This window comes from Muriicola jejuensis, from assembly GCF_010671595.1.
Classification (GTDB): Bacteria; Bacteroidota; Bacteroidia; order Flavobacteriales; family Flavobacteriaceae; genus Muriicola; species Muriicola jejuensis.
This window is the reverse complement of the sequence record NZ_JAABOP010000002.1, coordinates 1-25,308: the sequence shown is the minus strand read 5'-3', so window position 1 is coordinate 25,308 and position 25,308 is coordinate 1. Positions and strand designations below refer to the sequence as shown.

Annotated in this window: 16 protein-coding genes and 2 tRNA genes; 6 read left to right on the top strand and 12 right to left on the bottom strand. The window is 48.7% G+C overall.

Features of this window, described 5'->3' with window-relative positions:
* Positions 1-2: 2 nt before the first annotated feature.
* The 3 genes from pdhA to porV all read right to left on the bottom strand — a co-directional run bounded on the left by pdhA (position 3) and on the right by porV (position 2,888).
* Positions 3-1,001 carry a pyruvate dehydrogenase (acetyl-transferring) E1 component subunit alpha gene (gene pdhA, locus GWK09_RS08050; RefSeq protein ID WP_163692589.1) on the bottom strand — a complete coding sequence of 333 codons (999 nt, stop codon included), beginning with the start codon at positions 999-1,001 and terminating at the stop codon, positions 3-5.
* 177 nt (positions 1,002-1,178) lie between these two features.
* Entirely contained in the window at positions 1,179-1,661 is a 483-nt protein-coding gene (locus GWK09_RS08045; protein WP_163692587.1) for a cytidine deaminase, read from the bottom strand.
* 81 nt (positions 1,662-1,742) lie between these two features.
* The gene (porV, locus tag GWK09_RS08040) at positions 1,743-2,888 is read right to left on the bottom strand and encodes a type IX secretion system outer membrane channel protein PorV (RefSeq protein ID WP_163692585.1); all 1,146 of its coding nucleotides are present in this window, start codon (positions 2,886-2,888) and stop codon (positions 1,743-1,745) included.
* A gap of 573 nt (positions 2,889-3,461) precedes the next feature.
* Between porV and gldJ the strand changes: the two genes are divergently transcribed.
* Positions 3,462-5,129, top strand: a complete 1,668-nt coding sequence (gldJ, locus tag GWK09_RS08035) for a gliding motility lipoprotein GldJ (RefSeq protein WP_163692583.1) — start codon at positions 3,462-3,464, stop codon at positions 5,127-5,129.
* Positions 5,130-5,192: 63 nt separating this feature from the next.
* Positions 5,193-6,467: a UDP-N-acetylmuramoyl-tripeptide--D-alanyl-D-alanine ligase gene (locus GWK09_RS08030; protein WP_163692582.1), complete on the top strand. Its 1,275-nt coding sequence runs from the start codon at positions 5,193-5,195 to the stop codon at positions 6,465-6,467.
* A gap of 529 nt (positions 6,468-6,996) precedes the next feature.
* On the opposite strand, the gene GWK09_RS08025 is transcribed toward GWK09_RS08030, so the two are convergent.
* The 9 genes from GWK09_RS08025 to GWK09_RS07985 form a co-directional block, all read right to left on the bottom strand.
* A tRNA-Val gene (locus GWK09_RS08025) sits at positions 6,997-7,071 on the bottom strand.
* Positions 7,072-7,193: 122 nt separating this feature from the next.
* On the bottom strand, positions 7,194-9,440 hold the full coding sequence (locus GWK09_RS08020) for an outer membrane protein assembly factor BamB family protein (protein ID WP_204260414.1): 2,247 nt from the start codon (positions 9,438-9,440) through the stop codon (positions 7,194-7,196).
* Between the two features lie 458 nt (positions 9,441-9,898).
* Positions 9,899-9,973, bottom strand: a tRNA-Val gene (locus GWK09_RS08015).
* A 58-nt stretch (positions 9,974-10,031) separates the two neighbouring features.
* Positions 10,032-11,243 (bottom strand): bifunctional folylpolyglutamate synthase/dihydrofolate synthase, encoded by a 1,212-nt coding sequence (locus GWK09_RS08010; protein ID WP_163692580.1) that lies wholly within the window; start codon positions 11,241-11,243, stop codon positions 10,032-10,034.
* Positions 11,244-11,246: 3 nt separating this feature from the next.
* Positions 11,247-12,143, bottom strand: coding sequence for a TonB C-terminal domain-containing protein (locus tag GWK09_RS08005; RefSeq protein ID WP_163692578.1), 897 nt, complete (start codon positions 12,141-12,143; stop codon positions 11,247-11,249).
* Complete coding sequence (locus tag GWK09_RS08000; RefSeq protein ID WP_163692577.1) at positions 12,143-12,529, bottom strand: ExbD/TolR family protein; 387 nt, start codon at positions 12,527-12,529, stop codon at positions 12,143-12,145. Before GWK09_RS08000 ends, GWK09_RS08005 begins: the two co-directional genes overlap by 1 nt.
* Positions 12,530-12,538: 9 nt before the next feature.
* Positions 12,539-13,231: a MotA/TolQ/ExbB proton channel family protein gene (locus GWK09_RS07995; protein ID WP_163692575.1), complete on the bottom strand. Its 693-nt coding sequence runs from the start codon at positions 13,229-13,231 to the stop codon at positions 12,539-12,541.
* 50 nt (positions 13,232-13,281) lie between these two features.
* Complete coding sequence (gene nhaD, locus GWK09_RS07990) at positions 13,282-14,643, bottom strand: sodium:proton antiporter NhaD (protein ID WP_163692574.1); 1,362 nt, start codon at positions 14,641-14,643, stop codon at positions 13,282-13,284.
* Between the two features lie 12 nt (positions 14,644-14,655).
* Positions 14,656-15,888: a Glu/Leu/Phe/Val dehydrogenase dimerization domain-containing protein gene (locus tag GWK09_RS07985; protein ID WP_163692572.1), complete on the bottom strand. Its 1,233-nt coding sequence runs from the start codon at positions 15,886-15,888 to the stop codon at positions 14,656-14,658.
* A gap of 290 nt (positions 15,889-16,178) precedes the next feature.
* Here GWK09_RS07985 and GWK09_RS07980 point away from each other — a divergent pair, with 290 nt between their 5' ends.
* The 4 genes from GWK09_RS07980 (at position 16,179) to GWK09_RS07965 (ending at position 24,656) form a co-directional block, all read left to right on the top strand.
* Positions 16,179-17,321: an acyl-CoA dehydrogenase gene (locus tag GWK09_RS07980; RefSeq protein ID WP_163692570.1), complete on the top strand. Its 1,143-nt coding sequence runs from the start codon at positions 16,179-16,181 to the stop codon at positions 17,319-17,321.
* A gap of 220 nt (positions 17,322-17,541) precedes the next feature.
* Positions 17,542-22,050, top strand: a complete 4,509-nt coding sequence (gene gltB / locus GWK09_RS07975) for a glutamate synthase large subunit (protein ID WP_163692568.1) — start codon at positions 17,542-17,544, stop codon at positions 22,048-22,050.
* Between the two features lie 9 nt (positions 22,051-22,059).
* Positions 22,060-23,526, top strand: coding sequence for a glutamate synthase subunit beta (locus GWK09_RS07970; RefSeq protein WP_163692565.1), 1,467 nt, complete (start codon positions 22,060-22,062; stop codon positions 23,524-23,526).
* Positions 23,527-23,804: 278 nt separating this feature from the next.
* Positions 23,805-24,656: a hypothetical protein gene (locus GWK09_RS07965; protein ID WP_239530862.1), complete on the top strand. Its 852-nt coding sequence runs from the start codon at positions 23,805-23,807 to the stop codon at positions 24,654-24,656.
* Positions 24,657-25,308: the final 652 nt, after the last annotated feature.

Genomic DNA, 25,308 nt, shown 5'->3' with positions numbered 1-25,308 from the left:
CCTTAAATTTTGTGTTCGACAAACGGATAGTTCTCCTGCTCGTAAACCACATCGTAGAGCTGCTGTACAGGTGGGTAATCCGACTCCTCCGCAAATTTTTCACATTCTTTCACCAGCTTCTTCACCCGGTCATCAATCGCCTTGATCTCATCGTCCGTGGCGTACTTTTTTTCCTTGATGACATTGAGTACCTGGGTGATGGGGTCTATCTTCTTGTACTCCTCCACCTCTTCCTTAGTCCGGTAATGCTGCGCGTCAGACATGGAATGCCCCCTGTACCGGTAGGTCTTCATCTCGAGAAAAGTGGGACCTCCTCCGCTTCTCGCGCGTTCAATAGCCTTACTCATCTCTTCAGCCACAGTCACGGGATCCATCCCATCTACAGGGCCACAGGGCATTTCATAGCCCAGTCCCAGTTTCCAGATCTCTGTGGAATGGGAGGTTCGGGCCACTGAAGTACCCATGGCGTACCCGTTATTCTCACATATGAAAACAACCGGAAGCTGCCAGAGCATAGCAAGGTTAAAGGATTCGTGCAGGCTTCCCTGGCGAACCGCTCCATCGCCCATATAACAAAGGGTTACAGAATCCCTTTTAAAATATTTATCCGCAAAGGCCAAACCGGCACCCAGAGGAATCTGCCCCCCGACAATTCCGTGTCCGCCATAAAATCTGTGTTCCTTGGAAAATATATGCATGGACCCTCCCATTCCCTTGGAAGTCCCTGTGACCTTTCCGTAGAGTTCAGCCATTACTCTTCTCGGATCCACCCCCATACCAATAGGTTGCACGTGGTTCCTGTAAGCGGTGATCATGCGGTCCTTGGTGAGGTCCATGGCGTGCAGGGCGCCGGCCAGGACTGCTTCCTGTCCGTTGTACAAATGAAGGAATCCGCGCACTTTTTGCTGAATGTAGACCGCGGCCAGTTTATCTTCAAATTTTCTCCAAAACAGCATGTCCTCATACCATTTGAGGTAGACTTCCTTGGTAATTTTTTTCATTGAGAATGAAGTTTAATCGATTGCAATAACCCTCTTTTAAGGTGATCCCAAGTCGGGTATTTCAAAGAAATCAAAAATACACATAATTATAATAGAGAAAAAGATTTAGGTAAAAAGCTTCCCCCCTTGCTTCACGGGAGGTCCTTCCCTGTCGTATCTGTATTTCTCAGGGGTCGATCAGAGGAATTCCTTTCCGAATGCCAGGGGTAAAAGTCCTTGTACGGACGGGCACTTGTACACTTTTCCGGCACCCCCAAGCAGCAGGAGTTCAATAGGGCGGTCCTGTTTGTTCTCGTACTCAAAAATGGACTGACGGCAATTCCCGCAGGGTGCTGCCGGTTTCGTCAATGGCTTTTCCGAAGATCCCGCAGCAATGGCTATTTTGAGGATAGGGACCCCGGGATACCTGGCTCCTGCGTGGAAAACGGCCACCCTTTCTGCACACAGGCCGGATGGATAAGAAGCGTTCTCCTGATTATTCCCTATGACCACTTCCCCGTTGACCAGCAAAACAGCAGCCCCTACTTTGAATTCCGAATAAGGCGCATAGGCGTCTTCCTGAGCTTTTAATGCAGCCTGCAATAAGGAAGCGTCTTCTGGCGGGAGTTCTGCCTCCGATTCATAAACGGTGAGTTCCAGGGAATGAAGTTCTTTTTTCATACGCTAAAGATACAATTCCGGGAATCCAACGCATAAAAAAACCTGCTCAGGAGCAGGTTTTCTATAGACATTGAAACTCCATTAGTTATTGATAAACTCTTCCCCCAGATTAAAGGTCAGGGAAAAGCGCAGGGTATTCTCCAGAGGATTCCGCACCTGAGATGAAGAAAAGAGGTAAGACAGGTCTATTTGTGCCGCTTTAAAGATGAATCCGGCTCCCAGGGTAAAGAATTTCCTCGAGCCTTTGTCCTCACTTTCGTTAAAATATCCCGCCCGAACCATAAAGGCCTGCTGGAAGGCATATTCGGCACCCAGTGCCCAGGTGACCTCCTTCAATTCTTCACTAAAACCGTCCGGGGCATCCCCAAAGGATTCAAAGACACCCTTCAGGAATCCGATTTGCTGATACTGGTTGTTATCTTCAGAATCCACATCCCCGTCGTTGTCGAAATCACGTGGAGTGGGAACGAGGAGCTTGTTGAATTCCATGGTCAACCCGAGAGCGTTATCCTCGTCGAAAATAAAATCAAATCCACCCCCGAATCTGAGGTTTGTGGGAAGAAAGTTTTCCTGTCCTCCTTCGTCATATTGAATTTTACCCCCGAGATTCGAGAGGTTAAACCCTCCTCTCCACCGGCCATTAAAGCTGTTATAGGCAATTTCATCAGACCGGTAAAACCCAGCAACATCCACCGCGAAGGAACTGGCTGCCTGTGAGTCAACGTTGCTGATCTCAGGGAGTCTGAGATTGGATCGGATGAACCTCCCGGCCACTGCCATTGAGAATTTCTCGCTCAACTTCAAAGCGTAAGAGCCGTCTAGCGCAAGTTCGTTGGGCTTTGCCAGGGTTCCAGGGTCATTGGCAAATTGCCTGAGCTCAATTTCACCCAGGGTAAAATACCGGAGACTGAAAGCAAAGGCACTTCGGTCGTTTATCTTATTGTAGAAACTACCGTTAAGCAGGGAAATATCTGTGATAATGCTTTCCAGATAGGGGGTATAGCTTACGCCAATTCCCATTTTGCGTTCTGCAAAAGCGAACTTGGCGGGGTTCCATTGCTGGGAAAAGGCGTCTACGGAGGTGGCGACTCCCATATCGCCCATACCGGCTGCACGGGCATCTGCCGCAATTGTCAGAAACGGTACTGCCGTCGTGATCACTCTGTCTTCTTGTGCTATTCCCTTACAAATCCAAAGCAATACAAAAAAGCCTACTAATTTTCTCATATTTCTCTCTTAATCAACATTTAGACCCGGACAATTCCGGAGTTACGGGTCCCGTTCCTATAAAGTGTTTAGAACATAAGGGGTCCTCTAACTCCTTTTATTTTGTCGGGTTCCTGTGTTTTGTACATGAGGTAAACGGACAATTTGAAAATATCTTGTGCCGATGCGTGCATTATTTTAACATCTCAAACCAAAAATAAGATGCGTTTTATCGATAGGTATTTAAAATTAGTGGGCTCGGCGTTCATGGATGCTTTTTTAACACCCCCTGGCGGAAAGAAAAGGATAAGTCCATAATATAATGAAATTTGTTCCGTTATGAATTTGTAAACCTGGCCTGTATCTGTTTGAGTAAAGGCCTTGAAGAAATTTTCCGGCTGTAAAATATTATGGTTAAAACACCGTTTTAGTAGCCGGAAATGTTATGAAATCGAGTAAAACAGTCATTCCATATGGATTGGGGTGACAAAACCTAAAGAATTTCTGAAAGGATCAGATCGGTAGGAGGATGTATAATCGGAACAACGTTCATACCGCCGGATTCAGAAGAATTATTAAATCAAAGATCAACAGATGAAAAAACAATTTATCAAAGTTGTACTCTCTTGCACCGTGCTGGTGGCAGGTTTTACAGTCACCAGCTGTAAAAAATCCTCTAGTTCCAAAAATGTATCCAGAGCCACTGGCTGGAAGATCAATGCTAAAGAAGGTGGCTTTCAATACAACTCGGATTTCAAGGAGCAGGAAACCTCCCCCGGTCTGGTATTTGTAGAAGGGGGAACCTTTATGAAAGGGAAGGTACAGGACGATGTGATGCACGACTGGAATAACACGCCAACCCAGCAACACGTTCAATCCTTTTATATGGATGAGACCGAGGTTACCAACGTCATGTATCTGGAATACCTCGATTATCTGAAAAGTGTTTATCCGCCAGAGAACCCGAAATACGCTAATATTTACAAAGGCGCACTTCCGGATACCCTGGTATGGAGGAACAGGCTGGGCTTTAATGAGACCATGACCAACAACTACCTTCGCCATCCCGCCTATGCCGAATATCCGGTGGTGGGTGTTAACTGGATACAGGCTACCCAGTTTGCCGAATGGAGGACGGACCGTGTGAACGAAGCGGTTCTGGAAAGGGAAGGATACCTGGCGAAGGATGCCAAGTACCAGGCTGTGACCGGAGAGGTTGCCGGTACTTTTAACACCGAAGCATATCTCAACAGGCCCGAATCTGTGTACAACGGACAGATCGATTCCCTTCAGGGCAACAAGAAAAAAGATTCTGTAGCGGTTTTTGCCAAACGCAGCAGCGGGATCATCTCGCCCGAATACCGACTCCCTACTGAGACCGAATGGGAATATGCGGCAGCGGCCCTTCAGGGAAGCAGGGAATACAACAACTATCGCGGAAGAAAAAAGTATCCCTGGGAAGGTGAATACACCAGAAATGGTCAGCGAGTAGGTCGTGGAGATCAACTGGCAAACTTTAAGCAGGGAAAAGGAGATTACGGCGGGATCGCAGGCTGGTCTGATGACGGAGCCGACATCACTGCCGAGGTGAAGTCCTATAAACCCAACGACCTGGGCTTGTACGATATGGCAGGTAATGTGGCCGAGTGGGTGGCAGACGTTTACAGGCCTATTGTGGACGATGAGATCAGCGACTTCAATTACTACAGAGGTAATATCTACACCAAAACCGCTATCGGAGAGGATGGAAAAGTAGAGATCCTGAGGGATAGTATTGTCTATGACACTCTACCGAACGGTAAGGTGGTCGCAGTGAATCTTCCCGGCGAGATCCTGATGGTACCGGTAGACGAAAATGAGACTTATTTAAGGACCAACTTCTCTGACAGCGACAACCGGGCTTTCAGGGACGGAGATCCAGGTTCTTCCAGATTTTTTGAGCAGTTCAGCGATGAAGAGGAAGAAGCCAATCAGCGCAAGATGTACGATTCTCCCAAGCACAAGGTGGAAAGGGATTCCCTTGGAAATATCGTCAGAGGCTATGATACGAGCAATAACAGGACTACCCTGATCAATGATGAAGTAAGGGTATACAAAGGGGGATCTTGGAGAGACAGGGCCTACTGGTTGGATCCGGCCCAACGAAGATTCCTCCCCCAATACATGGCAACGGACTATATCGGTTTCCGCTGCGCCATGTCGAGGGTAGGCTCAAAGGCCAAAACCAAAAACAAGACCGTAAGAGGTAAAAAAGTCAAATAAAAAAGTATCTGAAATGGATGCGGGCCCCGACATAAAAGTCGGGGCTTTTTTTATCTTTAGGGCATGACAACAGAGGCCCTATACCAGATCTTCCTGAAACATCCCTCCGTCTCAACGGATAGTCGTAACATTCCCAAAGACGGGATCTTTTTTGCCCTCAAAGGCCCTAATTTCAACGGCAATGCCTTTGCACTCGAGGCCCTGGAAAAAGGAGCCTCCTTTGCCGTCATTGATGAGAAAGAATACAGGGTGGACGAGCGCTTTATCCTCGTCGGGGATGTGCTCACCTCCCTTCAGCAACTCGGCACCCACCACCGACTCCATTCAGGGGCGATCATCATCTCCCTGACGGGGAGCAACGGGAAAACCACGACCAAGGAATTGATCCACGCCGTGCTTTCTCAAAAGTACAGGACCATCGCTACCTCCGGGAACCTCAACAACCATATTGGGGTTCCGCTCACCCTTCTGCGGATTAGGGAAAACACGGAGATCGCCGTTGTCGAAATGGGGGCCAACCACCAGAAGGAAATAGAGTTCCTCAGCAGCCTGGCCTTACCAGACCACGGTTATATCACCAATTTCGGAAAGGCCCATCTCGAAGGTTTCGGAGGAGTAGAAGGGGTAATCAAGGGGAAGAGTGAATTGTACACCAACCTGATCTCGAGAAACGCCCATATATTCTGGAACGCAGATGATCCTATACAGGACGGGAAACTCAAAGGGTATCCCAATAAGACCGGATTTAGTGAGGGTGCTGGAGCAGATCAGAAAATCGAATTCCAGGATGCCACCCCCCTGGTTAGGTTAAAGGTCGAAAATACGGAGATCCAAACGAACCTTCCAGGGAAATACAACTTTCCCAATGCAGCCATCGCTGTGTTGATGGGTATGTACTTCCGGGTTTCTGTGTCCCAGATAAAGAAGGGAATAGAAGCCTACCTTCCTGAGAATAACCGGTCGCAGATCCTGGAGAAAAACGGACTGAAGATCTACCTGGATGCCTACAATGCAAATCCTACCAGCATGAAGGCGGCCCTGGAGGCTTTTGGCCAAACTCCAGGGAAGGTCAAGAGCGTTGTCCTGGGGGATATGTTCGAACTGGGTGAGAGTGCTGCAGAGGAACACCAGGCCATTGCAGATATCGCTCGGGAAATGGAGCTGGAGGAACGATATTTCGTAGGGGAAAACTTCTTTAAGACTCAGGTGAAAGGGCAAAAGTTCCGAACCTTCCAGGATCTCTCTGCCCATCTTGAGCAACACCCGTTGAAAAAGGGTTCGGTTCTGATCAAGGGGTCAAGGGGGATGGCCCTGGAAAGGACGCTTGAATTCCTTTAGTGGGATCTTCCACTTCGCTTTGGATGGAACACCCAGCCTAAAGCCATGGATTACTCGCTCCGCCTGCCGGCAGGCAAGCTCGTGATCCAAACTCAGTCCGCAGCTGCAATTAGAAAATCCTGCGCCTTTGGCGCAGTTATTTTTACATTTCCAGCAAAGCTCGAGCAAGCTCGGCTTAACCTTTTTTGGTATGTATCTACTCAGAAACGGATTACTCGCTCCGCTTGCCTGCCGGCAGGCAAGCTCGTGATCCAAACTCAGTCCGCGGCTGCAATTAGAAAATCCCCATCCCGCTCTGCGGGATGAGATGTTTTTTATCCCCTCCAAAATCTCAACTCTCGGATTACCGCACATTCGCCTGCCTCACGGCAGGCAGGTGCGATGATCCAAAATCGCTCCCCGGCTGCAATTAGAAAATCCTGCGCCAAAGGCGCAGTTATTTTTACATTTCCAGCTAAGCTCGAGCAAGCTCGGCTTAGCTATGAAATGCAAAAATCCACACCTAATAGTGTGGATTTTCTGAGTGATGTGGAGTGTATTGGATTCGAACCAACGACCCCTGCCCTGTCAAGGCAGTGCTCTAAACCAGCTGAGCTAACACTCCATGACCTGTCAGAACCTGCGTTCTAACGGGGGTGCAATATCGGAATTTTTTGGGGAATAGGTAAAGCCTGACCAACATTTTATGTCCTCTTTCTCCCCGGGCAAATTTGAGGGGTTTTCATACTATGGCAATGCAAAAGCGACGTACTCATCTCCCGAAATGCTACCGATCTTCCCGCCCCCACAAGCGATGACCACGTACTGTTTGCCATTGACGGAATACACGCTGGGGGTAGCGTAGCCAGGTGCAGGAAGTTCTGCAGACCAGACCTCCTCACCTGTTTCCTTGTTGAAGGCTCTGATCTTTGAGTCCTTTGTGGCTGCAATAAAAATGAGTCCGCCTTTGGTCACGGCCGGACCTCCGTAATTTTCGGTACCTGTTTTAGGATGTCCCTGAGCGGTCAGTTCGGGATATTCGCCTAATGGTACTTTCCATAACAACTTACCAGAATTGAGGTCGACCGCATTGAGCGTACCCCATGGAGGAGTGATCCCGGGGTAGCCGTTATCATCCAGGAAACGGGTATATCCTGCCATCTGATAAGGCACTTCATCCAAAATACTTTCCCCCCCAGTGCCCCTTGTTGTGATGGGTTCCTTGGCCACTGCGACCTTTATGACAGGGCCTTTCTCCTCCTCCCTTAAGAAGGCCATCAGGGCGTCCATCTCGTGATCAGGGATCTGTCTGAAAGCGGGCATCATATTGATGCCATTTTTCAGGATATTCTTTATCTCATCCGCTTTGTACTTGCTTCCCACCTGCAGGAGGGACGGAAAGGAGGGTCCGTTGCCTTTCCGGTCAAGGCCGTGACAGGCAAAGCAATATTTGTTGTAGACTGCCCTCCCCGGGGTATCAGCCTGAAGGTTTTGACCTTTTCCAGGGACATCCACCATGATCATAGCCCAGGGCAATTCACTGCTGTTGACATACAGGATCTGACTTTCCGGATCCACGGCGGCTCCACCCCATTCCCCTCCCCCGTCGAATCCGGGAAAGATCCAGCTACCCTCCCTGCTAGGTGGGTGGAACATCTCTCTGTACTTGATCTGATGATACCTTCTGAGCATTTCCACATGTGTTTCCGGAGTCAGATTCGTAACATCTTCCTGATTGAATTTTTGCCTGGCAAAAGGTTCGGGTAATACAGGGATCGGTTGGGTGAGCCAGGGTTTCTCACCCGGCAGGGCATTCTGGGAAACAGGCTTTTCTTCAATCGGAAATACGGGATCCCCAGTTACCCTGTCAAAAAGAAACACATACCCGTGTTTGGTGATCTGTGCCACGGCATCAAGGACTTTGCCGTCCTTCCTGAGGGTGGCGAGGTTGGGATTGGCAGCGAGGTCCCGGTCCCACAGATCGTGGTGTACGGTCTGGTAATGCCAAAGATATTTACCGGACCCGGCATCGAGGGCAACCAGGGAATTGGCAAAGAGGTTTTCCCCTTCCCGTACTCCCCCATAAAAATCACCGGCTATCGATCCCGTGGGTATGTATACGATCCCTCGAGATTCATCCAGGGACATGCCTGCCCAACTATTTGCCCCACCCAGCTTTTTGTAAGCTTCCTTATCGGGCCATGTATCGTATCCCGTTTCACCCGGATGGGGAATGGTATGGAAGATCCACTCCCGCTCCCCGGTGATTACGTTATAAGCACGAATATGACCGGGGGCCCCGTCTGCAGATTCGGCCACCCGGGACCCGAGGATGATAAGATCCTGGTAAATGATCCCAGGAGAAGTATTGGCGATAAATGGTTTGAACGTACCCGGTTCACGGTCCAGATCCTGAGCCAGGTCTATATATCCTCCTCTTCCGAATTCGCGGATCACTTTTCCCGATTCAGAGGCTATGGCGTAAACCCTGGATCCTACATTGTAAAAGACCCTGCTGTCGTATTTATCATTCCCACTCCAATACACTACACCCCTGTTAACCTTGTAGAAGCGGTAAGGATCCTCTGCATGTGACCTGTCCTCCTCTGCAGGATCAAACACCCACTTGGGTTCACCGTTGGCCGCATTGAGAGCCAGTAATTTCAACTTAGGAGAAGACCCGTATAGGATGCCATCGACCACAATAGGATTGCACTGGTTCTGAGACCGGTTCAGTGTATCCTTGTCTCCCGAACTATAGCGCCAGGCAACCTGTAGATTTCTGACATTGGAAAGATCGATCTCCTCCAGGGAAGAATACCGGCTGCCATCTTTAGTGCCGGCGTAATTTTCCCAAGAGGAATAATCAGGAGCTTCTTTTTTGTCGGATTCTATTTCACAACCGTTCATGACCATTCCCAGAGCAATAGCGGAAAATAAAAAAATATAAGGCCTAACCGTAAAGGAGCGTGATGTCTGGGTAAATAAAATCAACTTTAGATGTATTTTGAACTAACCTTGAAGATAGGAAAATAGTCGGATTAAAATGCACGGACCAAAGTCCCATCGAAAATCCGCAAGGCAATACATAGTGTCACACTTCGCATCCTTTCTGACTTCTGTTTGACTTCTCAATAATTCCGCATTACCGTATACAATGCGGTGTTCCATTGGGAAACCGCGGCTGCAAATAGAAAATCCACATCCCGCTATGCGCGGGATGCGATGTTTTTATTCCCTCCAGTCGCTCAAACAAGTTTGGCGTTTATCTCTGACTGGATTATCCCGCAAAGCGGGATGTTCCATCGGGAGACCGCGGCTGCAAATAGAAAATCCACATCCCGCTATGCGCGGGATGCGATGTTTTTATTCCCTCCAGTCGCTCAAACAAGTTTGGCGACTTTCGGGTATAAAAAAATCCACACAGGTCTGCGTGGATTTTCTGAGTGATGTGGGCCCTACTGGATTCGAACCAGTGACCCCCTGCTTGTAAGGCAGGTGCTCTGAACCAACTGAGCTAAGAGCCCCAAAGGGAGTGCAAATATAGAATAGTTTTTTGTTACCTAAAACAAAAAAAGTAAAAAATCATACAACCTCAGCTACCGTAAAATTACTGCCCCCGATAAAGATAAGATCGTCTTTGCCAGCCCTTTTCCTGGCGGTTTCGAGAGCGGTTGGGACAGAAGCAAAGACTTGTCCGCTCAGCCCAAAATGACTTGCTCTTTCTGCCAGGATTTCGGCATCCAATCCCCTTGGAATATCCGGCCTGCAAAACAGGTAATGCGCATTTTTTGGGAAAAACGGCAGGATCTGATCCAGGTTCTTTTCCTTTACAAAACCGAGAACGAACAACAACTGCTCATAATCCTCTTTTCCCAACTGTTCAAGGACCAGGGCCAGGCCCTCACTGTTGTGAGCTGTGTCTGCTATGGTCCTTGGGTTCTCGGATAAGATCTGCCAGCGTCCCAGGAGTCCTGTGTTCTCCGAAACTTTTATCAACCCTTGTCTTTTATGCGACTCCGATATGTTAAAATCCCGGAGCGCCCCTATCGTTGCCAGCACGCCTTTGATATTCCTGGTCTGGTAGTGCCCCTTCAGAGAGGTTGGATAAACATCCGTGATCACATCTTCTGCAAAGGTCAGCGGGGCCAGTTGTTGTTGTGCAACAGCAGCAAAAACCTCCAGGGTCTCCTCTTGTCTTTCACTAATAACCACCGGTGTATAGGGTTTGATAATTCCCGCTTTTTCATAGGCGATCTTTTCAATGGTATCCCCCAGCAGGTCCGTGTGATCCATCCCTATGTTAGTGATGAGAGAAACCTCGGGTTTGATAATGTTGGTCGAGTCGAGCCGCCCCCCCAGCCCCACTTCGATCACGGCGATGTCTACCTCTTCCTTCGCAAAAAAATCGAAGGCCAAAGCCACCGTCATCTCAAAAAAGGACATGCTATTCTTTTGGATATAGGGCTTGTTGGTAGAGATAAATTCAACCACCTCTCCTTCAGGGATCATCTGGCCGTTGACCCTGATGCGTTCTCTGAAATCCTTAAGATGGGGTGAGGTATACAATCCTGTCTTATACCCGGCCTCCTGCAATATGGAGGCGAGCATATGGCTGGAGGAACCCTTTCCGTTGGTCCCTGCTACATGGATACTTTTAAAATTCAGGTGAGGTTCTCCCAGATGAGTGGCAAATGACTGTATCCCCTCAAGTTTACCATTATAGGCAGAAGCCCCCTTTTGCTGGTACATTGGAAGTTGTGCAAACATCCAATCCAAGGTTTCCCGGTAGGTCATGAATTATTCCCCTAATTTGAAATTGACGACCACAAATCCGATCTGCTGGCTGGGCGCCTTGGGGTCGGGATTCCATCTGTGCAACAGGGCGGTCTTTCTAGCTGGTTCGAGCAGGCAGGGGTTGTTATTTGTAGTGCCCTTCACACCAGGTTCGGCATCAATGACCCTCCCATTGCGATCTACGACGATCTTCACTACCACTCTTCCCTCCTCGTTGCAATTTTGCTGTTCTTTTCCACGACTCGCCAGGGACCTGCCGTTGAGGCCATAACCGCCGGTACCACTTCCCGATCCCGGGCTGCCATAATAACTGTTGGCATAGGGATCCCCATCGGGACGGCCCTTGTCTCCGGGCAGGGCATCATCCCCCTCATTCCCCTGAGCGGTGCCGTCTGCATTGTTAATGCCCCCCATCAGGGCATCGAGTTTTCTTTTCTTGGCTTCCTCTTCCTGCCGCGCCTTTTCAATGGCGGCCTGTCTTTCACGCTCGGCTCTTTCTGCTTCCTCCTTTATTTTTCTCGCAGCTTCCTCGGCTTTTCGTTTTGCCTCATTCGCCTTCTGTATACGGATGGCCTCCTCCCTTTCCTGGGTAAGCAGATCCTCCGCTTTGCTATCCGGAGCGACATCCTGCGGAGTTTCTTCAATTTCCTCGGGTTCGGCTGCCGCCTTTTCCGTTTCTACAGGCTGGGGAGTTTCTTCCTGTTTTGGCCTGAGCAACTCCTTTGGCTGCTCCCTGCCCGAACCGAATTCCATACTTCCAAAATTTACGGTGATCCCATTCTCAATGGGAGGGTCCATATAGGTAAGGCCGATGTAAAACAGCAATAAGAGAAGGGCGCTTAGCAGGAAGACCGTAAGCGAAAAGGATTTCTTTTTGTGTCTCGTATCCAGGAACGACATCAATTGGGACGCACGGCCAGGATCACCTTGTAATTATTTCTGTTGGCAATGTCCATGACATTGACGGCCTCTTTGATGGCCACGCTTTCTTCTGCCCTCAGAATAATGGTGGGGTTCTCCTTTCCTTCCAGCGCTTTTTTTAATTCAATTTCAATATAGGCTCCGTTGATCTGCTGATTGTTCACAAAGTACTCGAGGTCCCTGTTAATGGAAACAGAAACGTTCTGGGTATTGGTCGATTTCCCCTTGGCCTTCGGCAAAAGAAGGTCCAGGGCATTGGGTGAGTTTGCCGTCAGCATAAAGAAGATCAGGAGCAGGAACACGATGTCCGTCATGGAGGACATACTGAATTCCGGGCTGATCTTATTTCCTCTTCTCAGTTTCATAGGTCCGGATTAAACGGGTTCATTGAGCAGGTCCAGGAATTCCACCGCATTGGCCTCCATTTTGTGGATGACCTTGTCTGTGCGGTTTACCAGGTGGTTATATCCCACGTAGGCTATAATCCCCACTACAAGTCCGGCTACCGTTGTGGTCATGGCCGTATAAATTCCGGATGCGAGGGCTCCCATCTCGGCCTGCCCTCCGCTGCTCGCCATTTGGTGAAAGGCGAGGATCATCCCTATGACCGTCCCGAGGAATCCGATCATGGGAGCGGCTCCTGCCACTGTGGCCAGGATGTTTACGTTCTTCTCGAGTTTATAGACCTCCAGTGTCCCGGCGTTCTCTATGGCGGCGTTGATGTCATCCAGGGGTTTTCCTATTCTGGACACTCCTTTTTCCGTCAGCCTGGCCACCGGTGAATCGGTCTGGGCGCAAAGGATTTTTGCAGCCTCCAGCTTCCCGTTCATCACGTGGTCCCGGATCTGATTCATAAAGTTCTTGTCGATGGTGGAAGCGGCCTTGATCGCGAGCAACCGTTCGAAGTAGATGTACAGGGCTACGGCCAGCATAGCAAAAAGTACGGAGATGATCACAATACTTCCGGTACCCCCACTGAGGATCAAATCGATGACGGAAAGTGTCTTTTCTTCGGATATTACCTCCCCAACCTGGGCTTCATTAGCCAGATCTTGAAATAGAATCATATAAGTTCCCTTAATTAATTTGCCCCTATAACGGAGTTATGCGTATTTAATTATGCGTTCAACACTAAATTTCTGATGAGGATAAAACTGATGGATCCTGCCAGGAATCCGAGCAAGGCCAGCCAGGAAATTTTGCGAAGGTACCAAAAGAAGTCGATCTTCTCCATTCCCATGGCCACAACGCCCGCTGCAGAACCGATGATAAGCATACTTCCGCCGGTTCCCGCTGAATAAGCTATGAAGTGCCAGACCGGATCGTCAATAGGAACGGAGAACATTCCCATACTTGCAGCCACCAGCGGCACATTGTCGATAACCGCCGAGCCCACTCCCAGGATGAGTACCACCAAATCGGATACCTTTTCAGCAACCGATTCGGTTCCGAGCATCGGCATATATTTATCCAGGGCCTCCGCAAACTCAAAGAGCATACCCAGGGATTCGAGTGCAGCTACTGCCAAAAGTATCCCCAGGAAGAACAAAATACTGGGCAGTTCGATCTTGGAAAGGGAAGCGTGTACCGGACTGTGGTGATCGTGTTTTTCTTCGTCAAAATCCACCGTGGAAATACTGAACTTGGCGTTGCTGTAGATCTCGGCGAAGGTAGCCACAATGGCCAGGGACAACATCATTCCCACATAAGGTGGCAAATGTGTGATTGTCTTGAAAAAGGGAACGAATACGATGGAACCAAGCCCAAGGTACAACATAGTTGCCCCATAAGGAGATTTGGGAATTTCTTCCTCCAGATCCATATCGAGTTCTCCCTTAAATATTTTATATCTCAGGGCAAAGAGTACGGGCACGACCATGCAGATTACCGAAGGAATGAATACGTGTTCAATGAGCTGCCAGGCCGACACCTTATTGGCGATCCACAGCATGGTGGTGGTCACGTCCCCTATGGGCGACCATGCCCCTCCCGCGTTAGCGGCGATCACGATCATACCGGCAAACCACAGGCGCACTTCCCTGTCCTTGATCACCTTCTGGAGGATGGTGACCAGCACGATGGTAGCCGTAAGGTTATCTATGATAGCGGATAGTACAAAGGCAAGGATAGAAAAGAGCCACAATAATTTGGATTTCTTCTTCGTCCTGATGTATCCCTTGATCGTGGCAAATCCATCGAAATAGTCTATGATCTCAACGATCGTCATTGCGCCGAGCAGGAATACCAGGATCTCTGCGGTTTTTCCCAGGTGGTGCAGGAGCATCTCATCCAGGTGGGAGGGTTCCAACTCCTTGAGTTCCGTGTTCACCTCGAAAACAGGCATATGGGTAAGGGCGATCACCGCCCATAAAATAGCCATCATCGCCAGGGCCGGGATCAGTTTATCGATTTTCAGGTTATGCTCCAGGGTGATAGCCAGGTAACCGGCCAAAAAGACAATGATGATGATGGTTTCCATATCGGTTAGATTTTACAAAAGTTGTTTTAGCGCTATTTCAAATGCTGTTTTACTGATGTTGGTCTTAGTGTGATTTTGTTTAAAGATATTCAAAATTGCTTTTCTTATCACATCGGAAGTGTCGTTAAATATCAATTCATCTTCCATGGCCACCCTTCCTTCCATGAAGAAAGCAAAGACACGTGCCATCCCGCAATTGGAAATAAAATCGGGGATCAGGCTTACTTTTTCATCCGTGTATTCCATGATAGGCCCGAAAAAAATCTCTTTGTCGGCAAAGGGCACGTTGGCGCCACAGGAGATCACCTCCAGACCGCTCTCTATCATCTGGGTGATCTGATCCTTGGTGATGAGGCGGGAGGCGGCACATGGGGCAAAGATCTCCGTCTGCAGGCTCCAGATCCGCTCATTCATCTCGGCGAAAGGGATCATCCTGTCCGCATCGGCTATGAGTGTATTCCCCTTTTTGTGCAGGAAGAACATTTTGATCTCATCGAAGGTGAACCCTTCTTCCTTGATGACCCCCCCGACCCGGTCGATAATACCAACTACCCTGGCACCCATTTGAGCCAGATAGAATGCAGCGGCGGCCCCCACATTCCCGAAGCCCTGAACTATAGCCTTTTTGCCGATCACAGAGCCTCCGTAGATATCGTAATAATGCCTGACAGCCTCAGCGACACCAAAACCGGTGATCATATCGGCCACTGTGTATTTCTTGGTAGTGTCCGGGGAATATGCTGGGCTTTCCAGGACCTTGATAACACCCAGCCTGAGCTGACCTATTCGGTTGATCTTGTCTGCCTCCGTAGGTTTGAAGTGGCCGTTAAATACCCCTTCCTGTGGATGCCAGACTCCTGCGTCTTCGGTAATGGGTATCACCTCGTGAATTTCATCGACATTCAGATCGCCCCCAGTGCCGTAGTAACTTTTAAGCAGCGGTGAAACAGCCCTGTACCATCTTTCTAACACCCCCCTTTTCCTGGGGTCGTTTGGGTTAAAATTGATACCGGATTTAGCACCCCCAATAGGGGGCCCTGACACGGTAAATTTGACCTCCATAGTCTTGGCCAGGGAAAGGACCTCATTCATATCAAGTCCTTCTCTCATCCTTGTGCCTCCGCCTGCGGCTCCACCGCGGAGGGAATTGATCACGGCCCACCCTTCGGCCTCGGTTTCGGGATCCTTCCAGTTAAAGACGATCTCAGGGGCTTTCTCTTCGTATTGCTTTAAAAGTTCTTTCATTAAAATCGGGATTAGGTAATGAGCAGGCAACTTGATCAAATCGTGTCCTTTGGAAAAGGACGATATCTATTCGGAGCTAGTGCTGTCTCATAATTCCTGTGCGCGTAAGTGGTGTAAAATCCCTAGGAACAAATATAAAAATATTGCCCGGGTATAAAAGGATTTCATTTCTTCCATCTTCTAAAGCGAAAAATATGATTGTGAAATTCTCAAATCGACTATATAATCATTGAATAATATCCAATCAAGCTGTATCTTTGGAGGCCTTTTTTAACAATACGATAAGCAAGATGGATTTTACACTTACAGAAGAGCAATTGATGATCCAGCAGGCCGCACGGGATTTTGCACAACAGGAATTGTTGCCTGGGGTCATTGAAAGGGATGAAGAACAAAAATTCCCCGCCGCTCAGGTAAAGATGATGGGAGAACTGGGCTTTATGGGTATGATGGTCGACCCGAAATACGGAGGAAGCGGACTCGACACCCTCTCTTATGTCCTGGTCATGGAAGAACTCTCCAAAGTGGATGCTTCGGCCTCCGTTATCGTTTCCGTAAACAATTCACTGGTATGCTGGGGCTTAGAGACCTTTGGAACAGAGGAACAAAAGGAGAAATACCTCACCCGCCTGGCCACGGGAGAGATTATTGGAGCCTTTTGTCTTTCCGAACCAGAAGCAGGGAGCGATGCCACTTCACAGAAGACCTCCGCTATAGACAAGGGAGACCACTACCTCCTCAATGGCACCAAGAACTGGATCACGAACGGAAGTACAGCCGATGTCTACCTGGTGATGGCACAGACCGATGCCAGTAAAAAGCACAAAGGGATTAACGCCCTGATCGTGGAGAAAGGGATGGAAGGCTTTGAGATAGGCCCCAAGGAAAACAAACTTGGGATACGTGGAAGCGATACGCATTCCCTGAATTTCAACGACGTGAAAGTCCCCAAGGAGAACCGGATAGGGGAAGACGGTTTCGGCTTTAAATTCGCCATGAAGACCCTTGCCGGAGGGCGAATAGGAATCGCCGCACAGGCCCTTGGGATTGCCGCAGGCGCCTATGAACTCGCCAAGAAGTACTCGAAAGAACGAAAAGCCTTCGGGACAGAGATCATGAACCACCAGGCGATCGCCTTCAAACTGGCGGATATGCATACACAGATCGAGGCAGCGAGGATGCTGGTATACAAGGCGGCCGTAGATAAGGACCAGAAAAGGAATTACGACCTTTCTGGGGCCATGGCCAAATTATACGCCTCCCAGGTCGCCATGGATACGGCCGTGGAAGCGGTCCAGATCCACGGAGGGAACGGTTTTGTCAAGGATTACCATGTGGAAAGGCTGATGCGGGATGCCAAGATCACCCAGATCTACGAAGGCACCTCCGAGATCCAGAAGATCGTGATCTCAAGGAGTATCCTGACGGATTAGCAGGCCATTACAGAGGTACACTTCCCAATCTTATAAAGACCCGTTTTCCGGGTCTTTTTTTGTCTTTACCCATTATTAAAATGTCACTGAAATCGGGATTAAAATTCCATATTGATTATTTTTTAAGAAGAAATTAAAAACGTTGCATTTTTTATATCATATAAAGCCATTTCCAGGAAGATTCACAGTGTTTTTGATACTTTTGATCAAATACACTAAAATGATGTTGAAGAAGCAAGGATTGTATTTACCTGAGTTTGAGCATGACAATTGCGGAGCCGGATTCATATGTAGCCTCAAAGGGAAAAAGTCGAATGACATCATTCACAAAGCCCTGGAGATCCTCGACAAACTGGAACACAGGGGCGCGGTCAGTGCAGATGGTAAAACCGGGGATGGGGCAGGCATCCTGATCGATATCCCCCACCAGTTCTTTAAGGAGGTATGTTCCTTTGACCTTCCGGAGCCAGGCAATTACGCGGCCGGCAATATCTTCCTTCCTAAAAAGGAGAACCAGAGGGCTTTTTGCATGTCCGTTTTTGAAGAGGAGATAGCAAAACAGGGGTTGCGGTTACTCGGATGGAGGGATGTACCCGTAAACAAGGGTATCCCTGGTCGGATGGCTTCGGAGACAGAACCCTATGTGAAACAAATTTTTGTAGGTAAAGAATCCGAGGCACAGGACACGGCAACCTTTGACCGAAAACTGTTCATTGCCCGTAAAATTTCGGAGCACAAGATCATTGAATCCAAGCTTTCGGAAAGCAAATTCTTCTACGTCCCCAGCCTATCCACCAGGATCATCATTTTCAAGGGCCTTTTGATGCCTCAGGACATCAAGTTGTATTACAAAGACCTGATGGACCCACGGGTTGTAACGAGATTGGCACTCGTACACCAGAGGTTTTCCACCAATACTTTTCCTACCTGGGACCTTGCCCAGCCGTTCAGGTACATGTGCCACAACGGGGAGATCAACACCCTGAGGGGAAACGTGACCCGTATGCGTTCCAGGGAAGCCCTTATGGAGAGTCCGCTTTTCGGGCCCGAGATCCGGAAGATACTCCCTATCATCCTGCCCGGAAAATCGGATTCGGCTACCATGGATATGGTGGTGGAGTTATTGCTGATGACAGGGCGGTCCTTGCCGGAAGTGATGATGATGCTGGTCCCCGAGGCATGGGAAAAGAACACGGAAATGTCTGATGCGAAAAAGGCGTTTTACGAGTACAATTCCTGTATGATGGAACCCTGGGACGGCCCGGCTTCCATCCCCTTTACGGATGGCAACTACATAGGCGCGCTGCTAGACCGGAACGGCCTCAGGCCTTCACGTTATTCGGTCACCAAAGATGGGTATGTCATCATGTCCTCCGAGACAGGGGTACTGGATATCGCACCTGAAAATATTGAGCGGCACGGCCGACTCGAACCCGGAAGGATGTTCCTCGTGAATATGGAAGAGGGACGCATAGTGAATGACAGCGAGATCAAAGAGGATATTGCAAAGAGGCATCCATACAGAAAATGGCTGAATGACAACCTGGTCCACCTGAGGGACATCCCCTATAACGACTGTCCCCTTTTCCTGGGGGAAGAAACGGTAGAAAAAAGGAAGGCCCTTTTTGGGTACACCCTGGAGGATATCAACACCATTATTCTGCCCATGGGGAAGAACGCCAAAGAACCTATTGGTTCCATGGGGTCTGACACGCCCATTGCTGTGTTGTCCGAAAGACCACAACTCATCTACAATTATTTTAAGCAACTGTTTGCACAGGTCACCAACCCTCCTCTCGACGGGATTAGGGAGGAACTCATTACAGACATCAGCCTCACTCTGGGTACTGACCAAAATATCTTCAAGATCACCGAATTACACTGCCGTAAACTTAAGATTCAGAATCCCGTGATCTCCAAGGAAGACCTGGACAAGATCAAGAATTACGATGCAAGCCCGAATTACAAGGTGGTGTCCATTCCCATCCTCTACGAGGTGGATCGCGGGCACAATGGCCTGGAAGAGGCTTTGGATTCTGTCCTGGCCCAGGCCTCCAAATCCATCGATGAAGGGGCTAATATTATCATCCTGTCAGACAGGCTTGTCAGTAGGCATAAAGCGCCCATTCCTGCCCTGCTGGCGTGCTCCTATGTTAACAGTGGTCTGCAGCGGCTCGGGAAAAGGTCTAAGCTGAGTATCATCATAGAATCTGCTGAACCCCGGGAGGTGCACCATTTTGCTCTTCTCTTTGGTTTCGGAGCAAGTGCCATCAACCCCTATCTCGTAAACGAGATTATAGGAGAGCAGATCGAAGAGAACGATATTACCGAATACACCTTTGATGAGGCTATCAAAAATTACAATAAGGCCATTGGAAAAGGGATCGTAAAGGTGATGAACAAGATCGGCATCTCTACCCTGAATTCCTATAGGGGCTCACAGTTGTTCGAATGTATTGGACTGAACACCAAGGTCGTTGAAAAATATTTTCCCAATACCCCGACAAGGATACAGGGGATCGGGCTGTACCAGATCGAGAAAGAGATCGCAAAAAGGCACAAAAAGGCCTTTGCCCCTACCCATGTAGCGGCCAATCTCGACCTGGAGATCGGGGGGGAATACCGGTGGAGGCGAGACGGGGAGAAGCACATGTTCAACCCCCTGTCGATCGCCAAGCTCCAGAAATCGGTCCGCAACAATGAACCGGAGACTTATAAGGAATTTGCAGAGATCGTCAATGAGCAATCCAAAGACCTGATGACAATCAGGGGGCTGTTCGAATTCACCAATTTTGATCCCATCCCATTGGAGGAGGTAGAACCCTGGACGAATATTGTCAAACGCTTCAAAACCGGAGCGATGTCTTACGGTTCCATAAGTAAGGAAGCGCATGAAAACCTGGCGATCGCTATGAACCGCATTGGCGGGAAAAGCAATTCGGGTGAAGGTGGTGAAGACGCGGAACGTTTTTACAAAAATCAGACAGGCGACTGGAAAAACAGTGCCATCAAACAGGTGGCATCAGGTCGGTTCGGGGTGACCTCCAACTACCTCACCAATGCCCAGGAGATACAGATCAAAATGGCCCAGGGCGCCAAACCCGGAGAAGGGGGGCAATTGCCGGGACCTAAAGTGAATCCGTCCATTGCCAAAACACGAAATTCCACGCCTTATGTAGGGCTCATCTCTCCCCCACCCCATCACGATATCTATTCCATAGAAGACCTTTCCCAGTTGATCTACGACTTAAAGGCGGCCAACCGTAAAGCCAGGATCAACGTCAAACTGGTGTCCGAAGTGGGAGTGGGCACCGTAGCGGCCGGGGTTGCCAAGGCCAAGGCAGATGTGATCCTTATTTCGGGCTTCGACGGAGGAACAGGAGCCTCTCCCCTGACTTCCCTTAAACACGCAGGTCTGCCATGGGAACTGGGGATAGCCGAGGCACAGCAAACACTGGTCATGAACGACCTTAGAAACCGTGTCGTACTGGAATGTGACGGGCAGCTCAAAACCGGCAGGGACGTAGCAGTAGCCTGTCTTCTGGGAGCCGAGGAATTTGGCTTCGCAACCGCACCCCTGGTCGCCTCAGGATGTATTATGATGCGGGTTTGCCACCTGAATACATGCCCTGTAGGCATTGCCACCCAAAATCCGGAATTGCGAAAAAAGTTCGAAGGCAAACCGGAACACGTAGTAAATTATATGTATTTCGTTGCTCAGGAATTGAGAGAGATCATGGCCAAATTAGGCTTCAGGACACTCAACGAGATGGTAGGGCAAGTTCATAAGCTCAACAGAAACAAGGCTATCGATCACTATAAAGCGAATGGCCTGGATCTCACTCCCATCCTCCATACCATCGATGTTCCCAAAGGAACCAAGCTGTACAATACAACGAAACAGGAGCATTTGGTGAAGGAATCTATCGAATTCGACATCATATCACAAGCTCATCCAGCCCTGTTCAGGAAGGAAAAGACCAGCCTGGATTTCCCTATCCACAATACGAACCGGGCTATTGGAGCCATTCTGAGCAATGAGATCTCCAAGATCTACGGAGCAGAAGGACTGCCGGACAATACACTGAAACTCAATTTTACGGGATCAGCGGGTCAGAGTTTTGGGGCTTTTGCGACCAGAGGACTTACCATGGTCGTCAATGGTAACACGAATGATTACCTGGGTAAAGGTCTATCAGGGGCAAAACTGGTCATCAAGATCCCTGAAAAATCGACCTTGAAACCGGAAGAAAACATCATTACGGGCAATGTCACGCTTTATGGGGCGACCTCAGGCGAGGCCTATATCAACGGCAAGGCTGGCGAACGATTCTGCGTTCGCAATTCGGGAGCTACGGCGGTTGTGGAAGGTATCGGAGATCATGGGTGTGAGTACATGACCGGAGGAATTGCTGTCATCCTCGGGGAAGTTGGAAGGAACTTCGGAGCTGGGATGAGTGGAGGAATTGCCTATGTGCTGGATGAAAACAAGACCTTTGACAAGCGCTGCAACAAAGAAGCCCTGAATCTGCTGGCCGTAGAAGAAGACAAGGATGTAAAGGAGTTAAAGATGCTGATCGAGAATCACTACAATGCCACTTTTAGTCCGCTTGCCCAAAGGATCCTAGAGAATTGGGATCATTACCTGCCTAAGTTCATAAAGGTGTTCCCGGAGGAATACAGGCAGGCCTTATTGCGGTTGGAGGAAGAGAAATTACAAATCACCTAGGAAGGAAATATGGGAAAGATCACGGGATTTTTAGAATACAAAAGGAAGACGGAACCGTACAAACCGGTAGAAAAACGCATATCAAATTTTAAGGAATTCACGGTACCCCTGAAGGAAAACGAACTTAAGGAACAGGGAGCGCGCTGTATGGATTGCGGTATTCCTTTTTGTCACAGCGGGTGCCCTTTGGGAAATCTCATTCCGGATTTCAACGATGCGGTATATCGAGGTAAATGGGAAAAGGCAGCGACTATTTTACACGCCACCAACAACTTTCCGGAATTCACAGGCAGGCTTTGTCCTGCCCCTTGCGAGGAAGCCTGTGTTCTCGGGATCAATGAGGACCCGGTATCCATTGAAAACATAGAGAAAAATATAGCGGAAACTGCTTTTAAGAAAGGATGGGTAGTTGCTGCGCCACCTGAAAACAGGACAGGCAAGAAGGTAGCCGTCATAGGTTCAGGCCCGGCGGGGTTAGCCGCTGCCCAGCAGCTGAACAGGGCAGGACATTGGGTCACCGTCTATGAAAGGGATGAGAAACCAGGAGGGCTAATGCGATACGGAATCCCGGATTTCAAGATGGAAAAACAAATTATAGACAGGCGGTTGAAAGTACTGGAAGAGGAAGGGATCGTCTTTAAATGTGGGATTCACGTGGGGGTTGATTTACCGGCAACAAAGCTAAAGAAGGACTACGATGCTCTGGTCTTATGCGGAGGGGCAACGGTAAGAAGGAGTTTACCCATTGAAGGCGCTGATTTGAAGGGAGTCGTTCAGGCCATGGACTTCCTTGCTCAAAACAACAGGAGGGTAGATGGAAAGAAGAAATTTGAGAAGGAGATTAAAGCAACGGACAAACACGTGATCGTGATCGGTGGGGGTGATACCGGCTCGGATTGTATAGGCACCTCCTTTAGGCAGGGTGCCAAGTCGGTGACTAATTTCGAGATTCTCAGTAAGCCCACAGAAGAGAGGCCTCAGGATCAGCCATGGCCCTTCTGGCCTATGAGGTTAAGGACCAGTTCCTCTCACAAAGAGGGAGCCGAACGAGTTTTTAGTATTTCCACAAAGAAGTTTATCGGAGATGGTGAAGGAAATCTCAAAGCCCTGATTACTTCAGAAGTGGAGTGGATAAACAAACCAGGGGAACGCCCTATATTGAAAGAAATAGAGGGAACAGAAAAAGAGTGGCCCTGTGACCTGGCACTCCTGGCCCTGGGCTTTACGGGTTCCGAAATGACCCTGGCCGAGCAATTGGGTATAGAAGCCGATGGACGTACCAATATCAAAGCCTCGGTTAAGGACTACAAGACCAATGTGCCGGGGGTCTTCGCTGCCGGTGACCAGAGAAGGGGGCAATCCCTCATCGTATGGGCCATATCTGAAGGAAGGCAAGCCGCCTATCACGTTGATACTTATCTGATGGGCAAGTCTTCCCTTCCTTTAAAGGGAGAAGGGGATCTACCCAGAGTATGAAATTCTATTGCCTTTGTATAAAGCCGCAGATTGCGGCTTTTTTTATTTAATAAATCAATAGCTCTGTAAACATCTAGCATTCAACCCGGATTCATACAATAAAATATTTTTATTAATTTTCTAATGCTTGATCTTTATCAAATTTAATATTGAAAATCAACCTAAAACCAACAATTATGAACTTCTTTAAATTTTATTGTCGGATCTGCTTAGTATTTGTTTTCACAATCTCCTGGGTAGGTTGTAAACCGGACTCTAAAAAAGCGGTAAGTGATGTTATGGATCAGGTTGCCAAGGATTCCACCATAGAGGTCGTAACTCGGGTTATGGATTTTATTACCGTAGACACTATATCCTCAGGATGGAATACCTTCAGGTACATCAACAAGTCTACAGAACCCCATTTTATTTTATTTGACAAGTACCCTGAGGGAAAGAATATAGAAGATATGAAAAAAGAAGTCCTGCCTCCTTTTGACGAAGGAATGTCACTCATTATGAAAGGGGATATGGATGCTGCCATGCAGGCTTTTGGTAAATTGCCTCCCTGGTTTTCCGAGATCGTGTTTTCCGGGGGAACCGGACTGGTATCTCCAGGTACTGTTGGCACAACCATTGTGAACCTCCCTCCGGGATATTATATTATGGAATGCTACGTTAAGATGGCCGATGGAAGGTTCCATTCCTCTATGGGGATGACCAAAGAACTGGTTGTACAGGATTTAGCAGGTGAAAGCCAACCACCGATTCCTGCAGTGCAGGTGTCCATATCCAGCACTGATGGAATATCCGTTAAGGGTGAGATAAAGGCCGGAAAGCAATTGTTCTCCGTGGATTATATGGATCAAATAGTACACGAAAATTTTGTGGGACACGATGTCAATCTCGTTCGGCTGGAGGAAGGTGCAGATCTGGTAAGATTAGAAGCATGGATGAACTGGGCAACACCGGATGGTTTGATGACCCCTGTTCCGGAGGGTGTCACTTTTTTAGGGGGAACGAATGACGCTCCCGGAGGGAGCACTTTGTATTTTGAAGCCGAAATCAAGCCCGGAAAGTACGCCTTCATTTCTGAAGTTCCCAATAGCGAAGATAAAGGGATGTTTAAAGTATTTGAGGTGTCTGAATAAAATTCGAGGAATTTATTCGATAGCGAAAACGGACAGTATTGTATGTAGGGTTCTCTCTCAATGTATCTTCCCCGCTTTTCTATTTCCGTATTGCGGATTATTTTGTCTTCAAGGGGGAAGAAGGACGTTAGTCCCCTGGGGGAACGAATAGGTTGGGACCTCCTGTTAAGGCTTACTTCGAGTTAGGGTTGCTACTGCGTCAGCCAAAACCTTTCCTGCTTTCTTCTTTCGGTATTACGGATTATTTTGTTCTCAAGGGGGAAGAAGGACGTTAGTCCCCTGGGGGTAAGGTAGGATAAGAACCCTGAGTTTTGAGGCTATGGTCGTTAAGGTCAGGCCATAAAAAAAGTCCCCCACATTGCTGTGAGGGACTCTTAAAAAAGGCGGCGACCTATCCCTGACTGTCCGTGAACACGAGCCGTGGCGATGTGTGAGCGGCTACCAGGAAGGGATCCTGAAGCGAGCCTGGGCTCTGCTTCAGGCCTTGGTGCCTGATTCATTGTATAGCAAAAAAAAAGCACCCATATTGCTATGAGTGCTTTTAAAAAAGGCGGCGACCTATCCCTGACTGTCCGTGAACACGAGCCGTGGCGATGTGTGAGCGGCTACCAGGAAGGGATCCTGAAGCGAGCCTGGGCTCTGCTTCAGGCCT

Bases quoted from the DNA above. Each gene is read 5' to 3' on its own strand.
- pdhA (WP_163692589.1), bottom strand. From the start codon at position 1,001: ATGAAAAAAATTACCAAGGAAGTCTACCTCAAATGGTATGAGGACATG.
- GWK09_RS08045 (WP_163692587.1), bottom strand. From the start codon at position 1,661: ATGAAAAAAGAACTTCATTCCCTGGAACTCACCGTTTATGAATCGGAG.
- porV (WP_163692585.1), bottom strand. From the start codon at position 2,888: ATGAGAAAATTAGTAGGCTTTTTTGTATTGCTTTGGATTTGTAAGGGA.
- gldJ (WP_163692583.1), top strand. From the start codon at position 3,462: ATGAAAAAACAATTTATCAAAGTTGTACTCTCTTGCACCGTGCTGGTG.
- GWK09_RS08030 (WP_163692582.1), top strand. From the start codon at position 5,193: ATGACAACAGAGGCCCTATACCAGATCTTCCTGAAACATCCCTCCGTC.
- GWK09_RS08010 (WP_163692580.1), bottom strand. From the start codon at position 11,243: ATGACCTACCGGGAAACCTTGGATTGGATGTTTGCACAACTTCCAATG.
- GWK09_RS08005 (WP_163692578.1), bottom strand. From the start codon at position 12,143: ATGTCGTTCCTGGATACGAGACACAAAAAGAAATCCTTTTCGCTTACG.
- GWK09_RS08000 (WP_163692577.1), bottom strand. From the start codon at position 12,529: ATGAAACTGAGAAGAGGAAATAAGATCAGCCCGGAATTCAGTATGTCC.
- GWK09_RS07995 (WP_163692575.1), bottom strand. From the start codon at position 13,231: ATGATTCTATTTCAAGATCTGGCTAATGAAGCCCAGGTTGGGGAGGTA.
- nhaD (WP_163692574.1), bottom strand. From the start codon at position 14,643: ATGGAAACCATCATCATCATTGTCTTTTTGGCCGGTTACCTGGCTATC.
- GWK09_RS07985 (WP_163692572.1), bottom strand. From the start codon at position 15,888: ATGAAAGAACTTTTAAAGCAATACGAAGAGAAAGCCCCTGAGATCGTC.
- GWK09_RS07980 (WP_163692570.1), top strand. From the start codon at position 16,179: ATGGATTTTACACTTACAGAAGAGCAATTGATGATCCAGCAGGCCGCA.
- gltB (WP_163692568.1), top strand. From the start codon at position 17,542: ATGATGTTGAAGAAGCAAGGATTGTATTTACCTGAGTTTGAGCATGAC.
- GWK09_RS07970 (WP_163692565.1), top strand. From the start codon at position 22,060: ATGGGAAAGATCACGGGATTTTTAGAATACAAAAGGAAGACGGAACCG.
- GWK09_RS07965 (WP_239530862.1), top strand. From the start codon at position 23,805: ATGGATCAGGTTGCCAAGGATTCCACCATAGAGGTCGTAACTCGGGTT.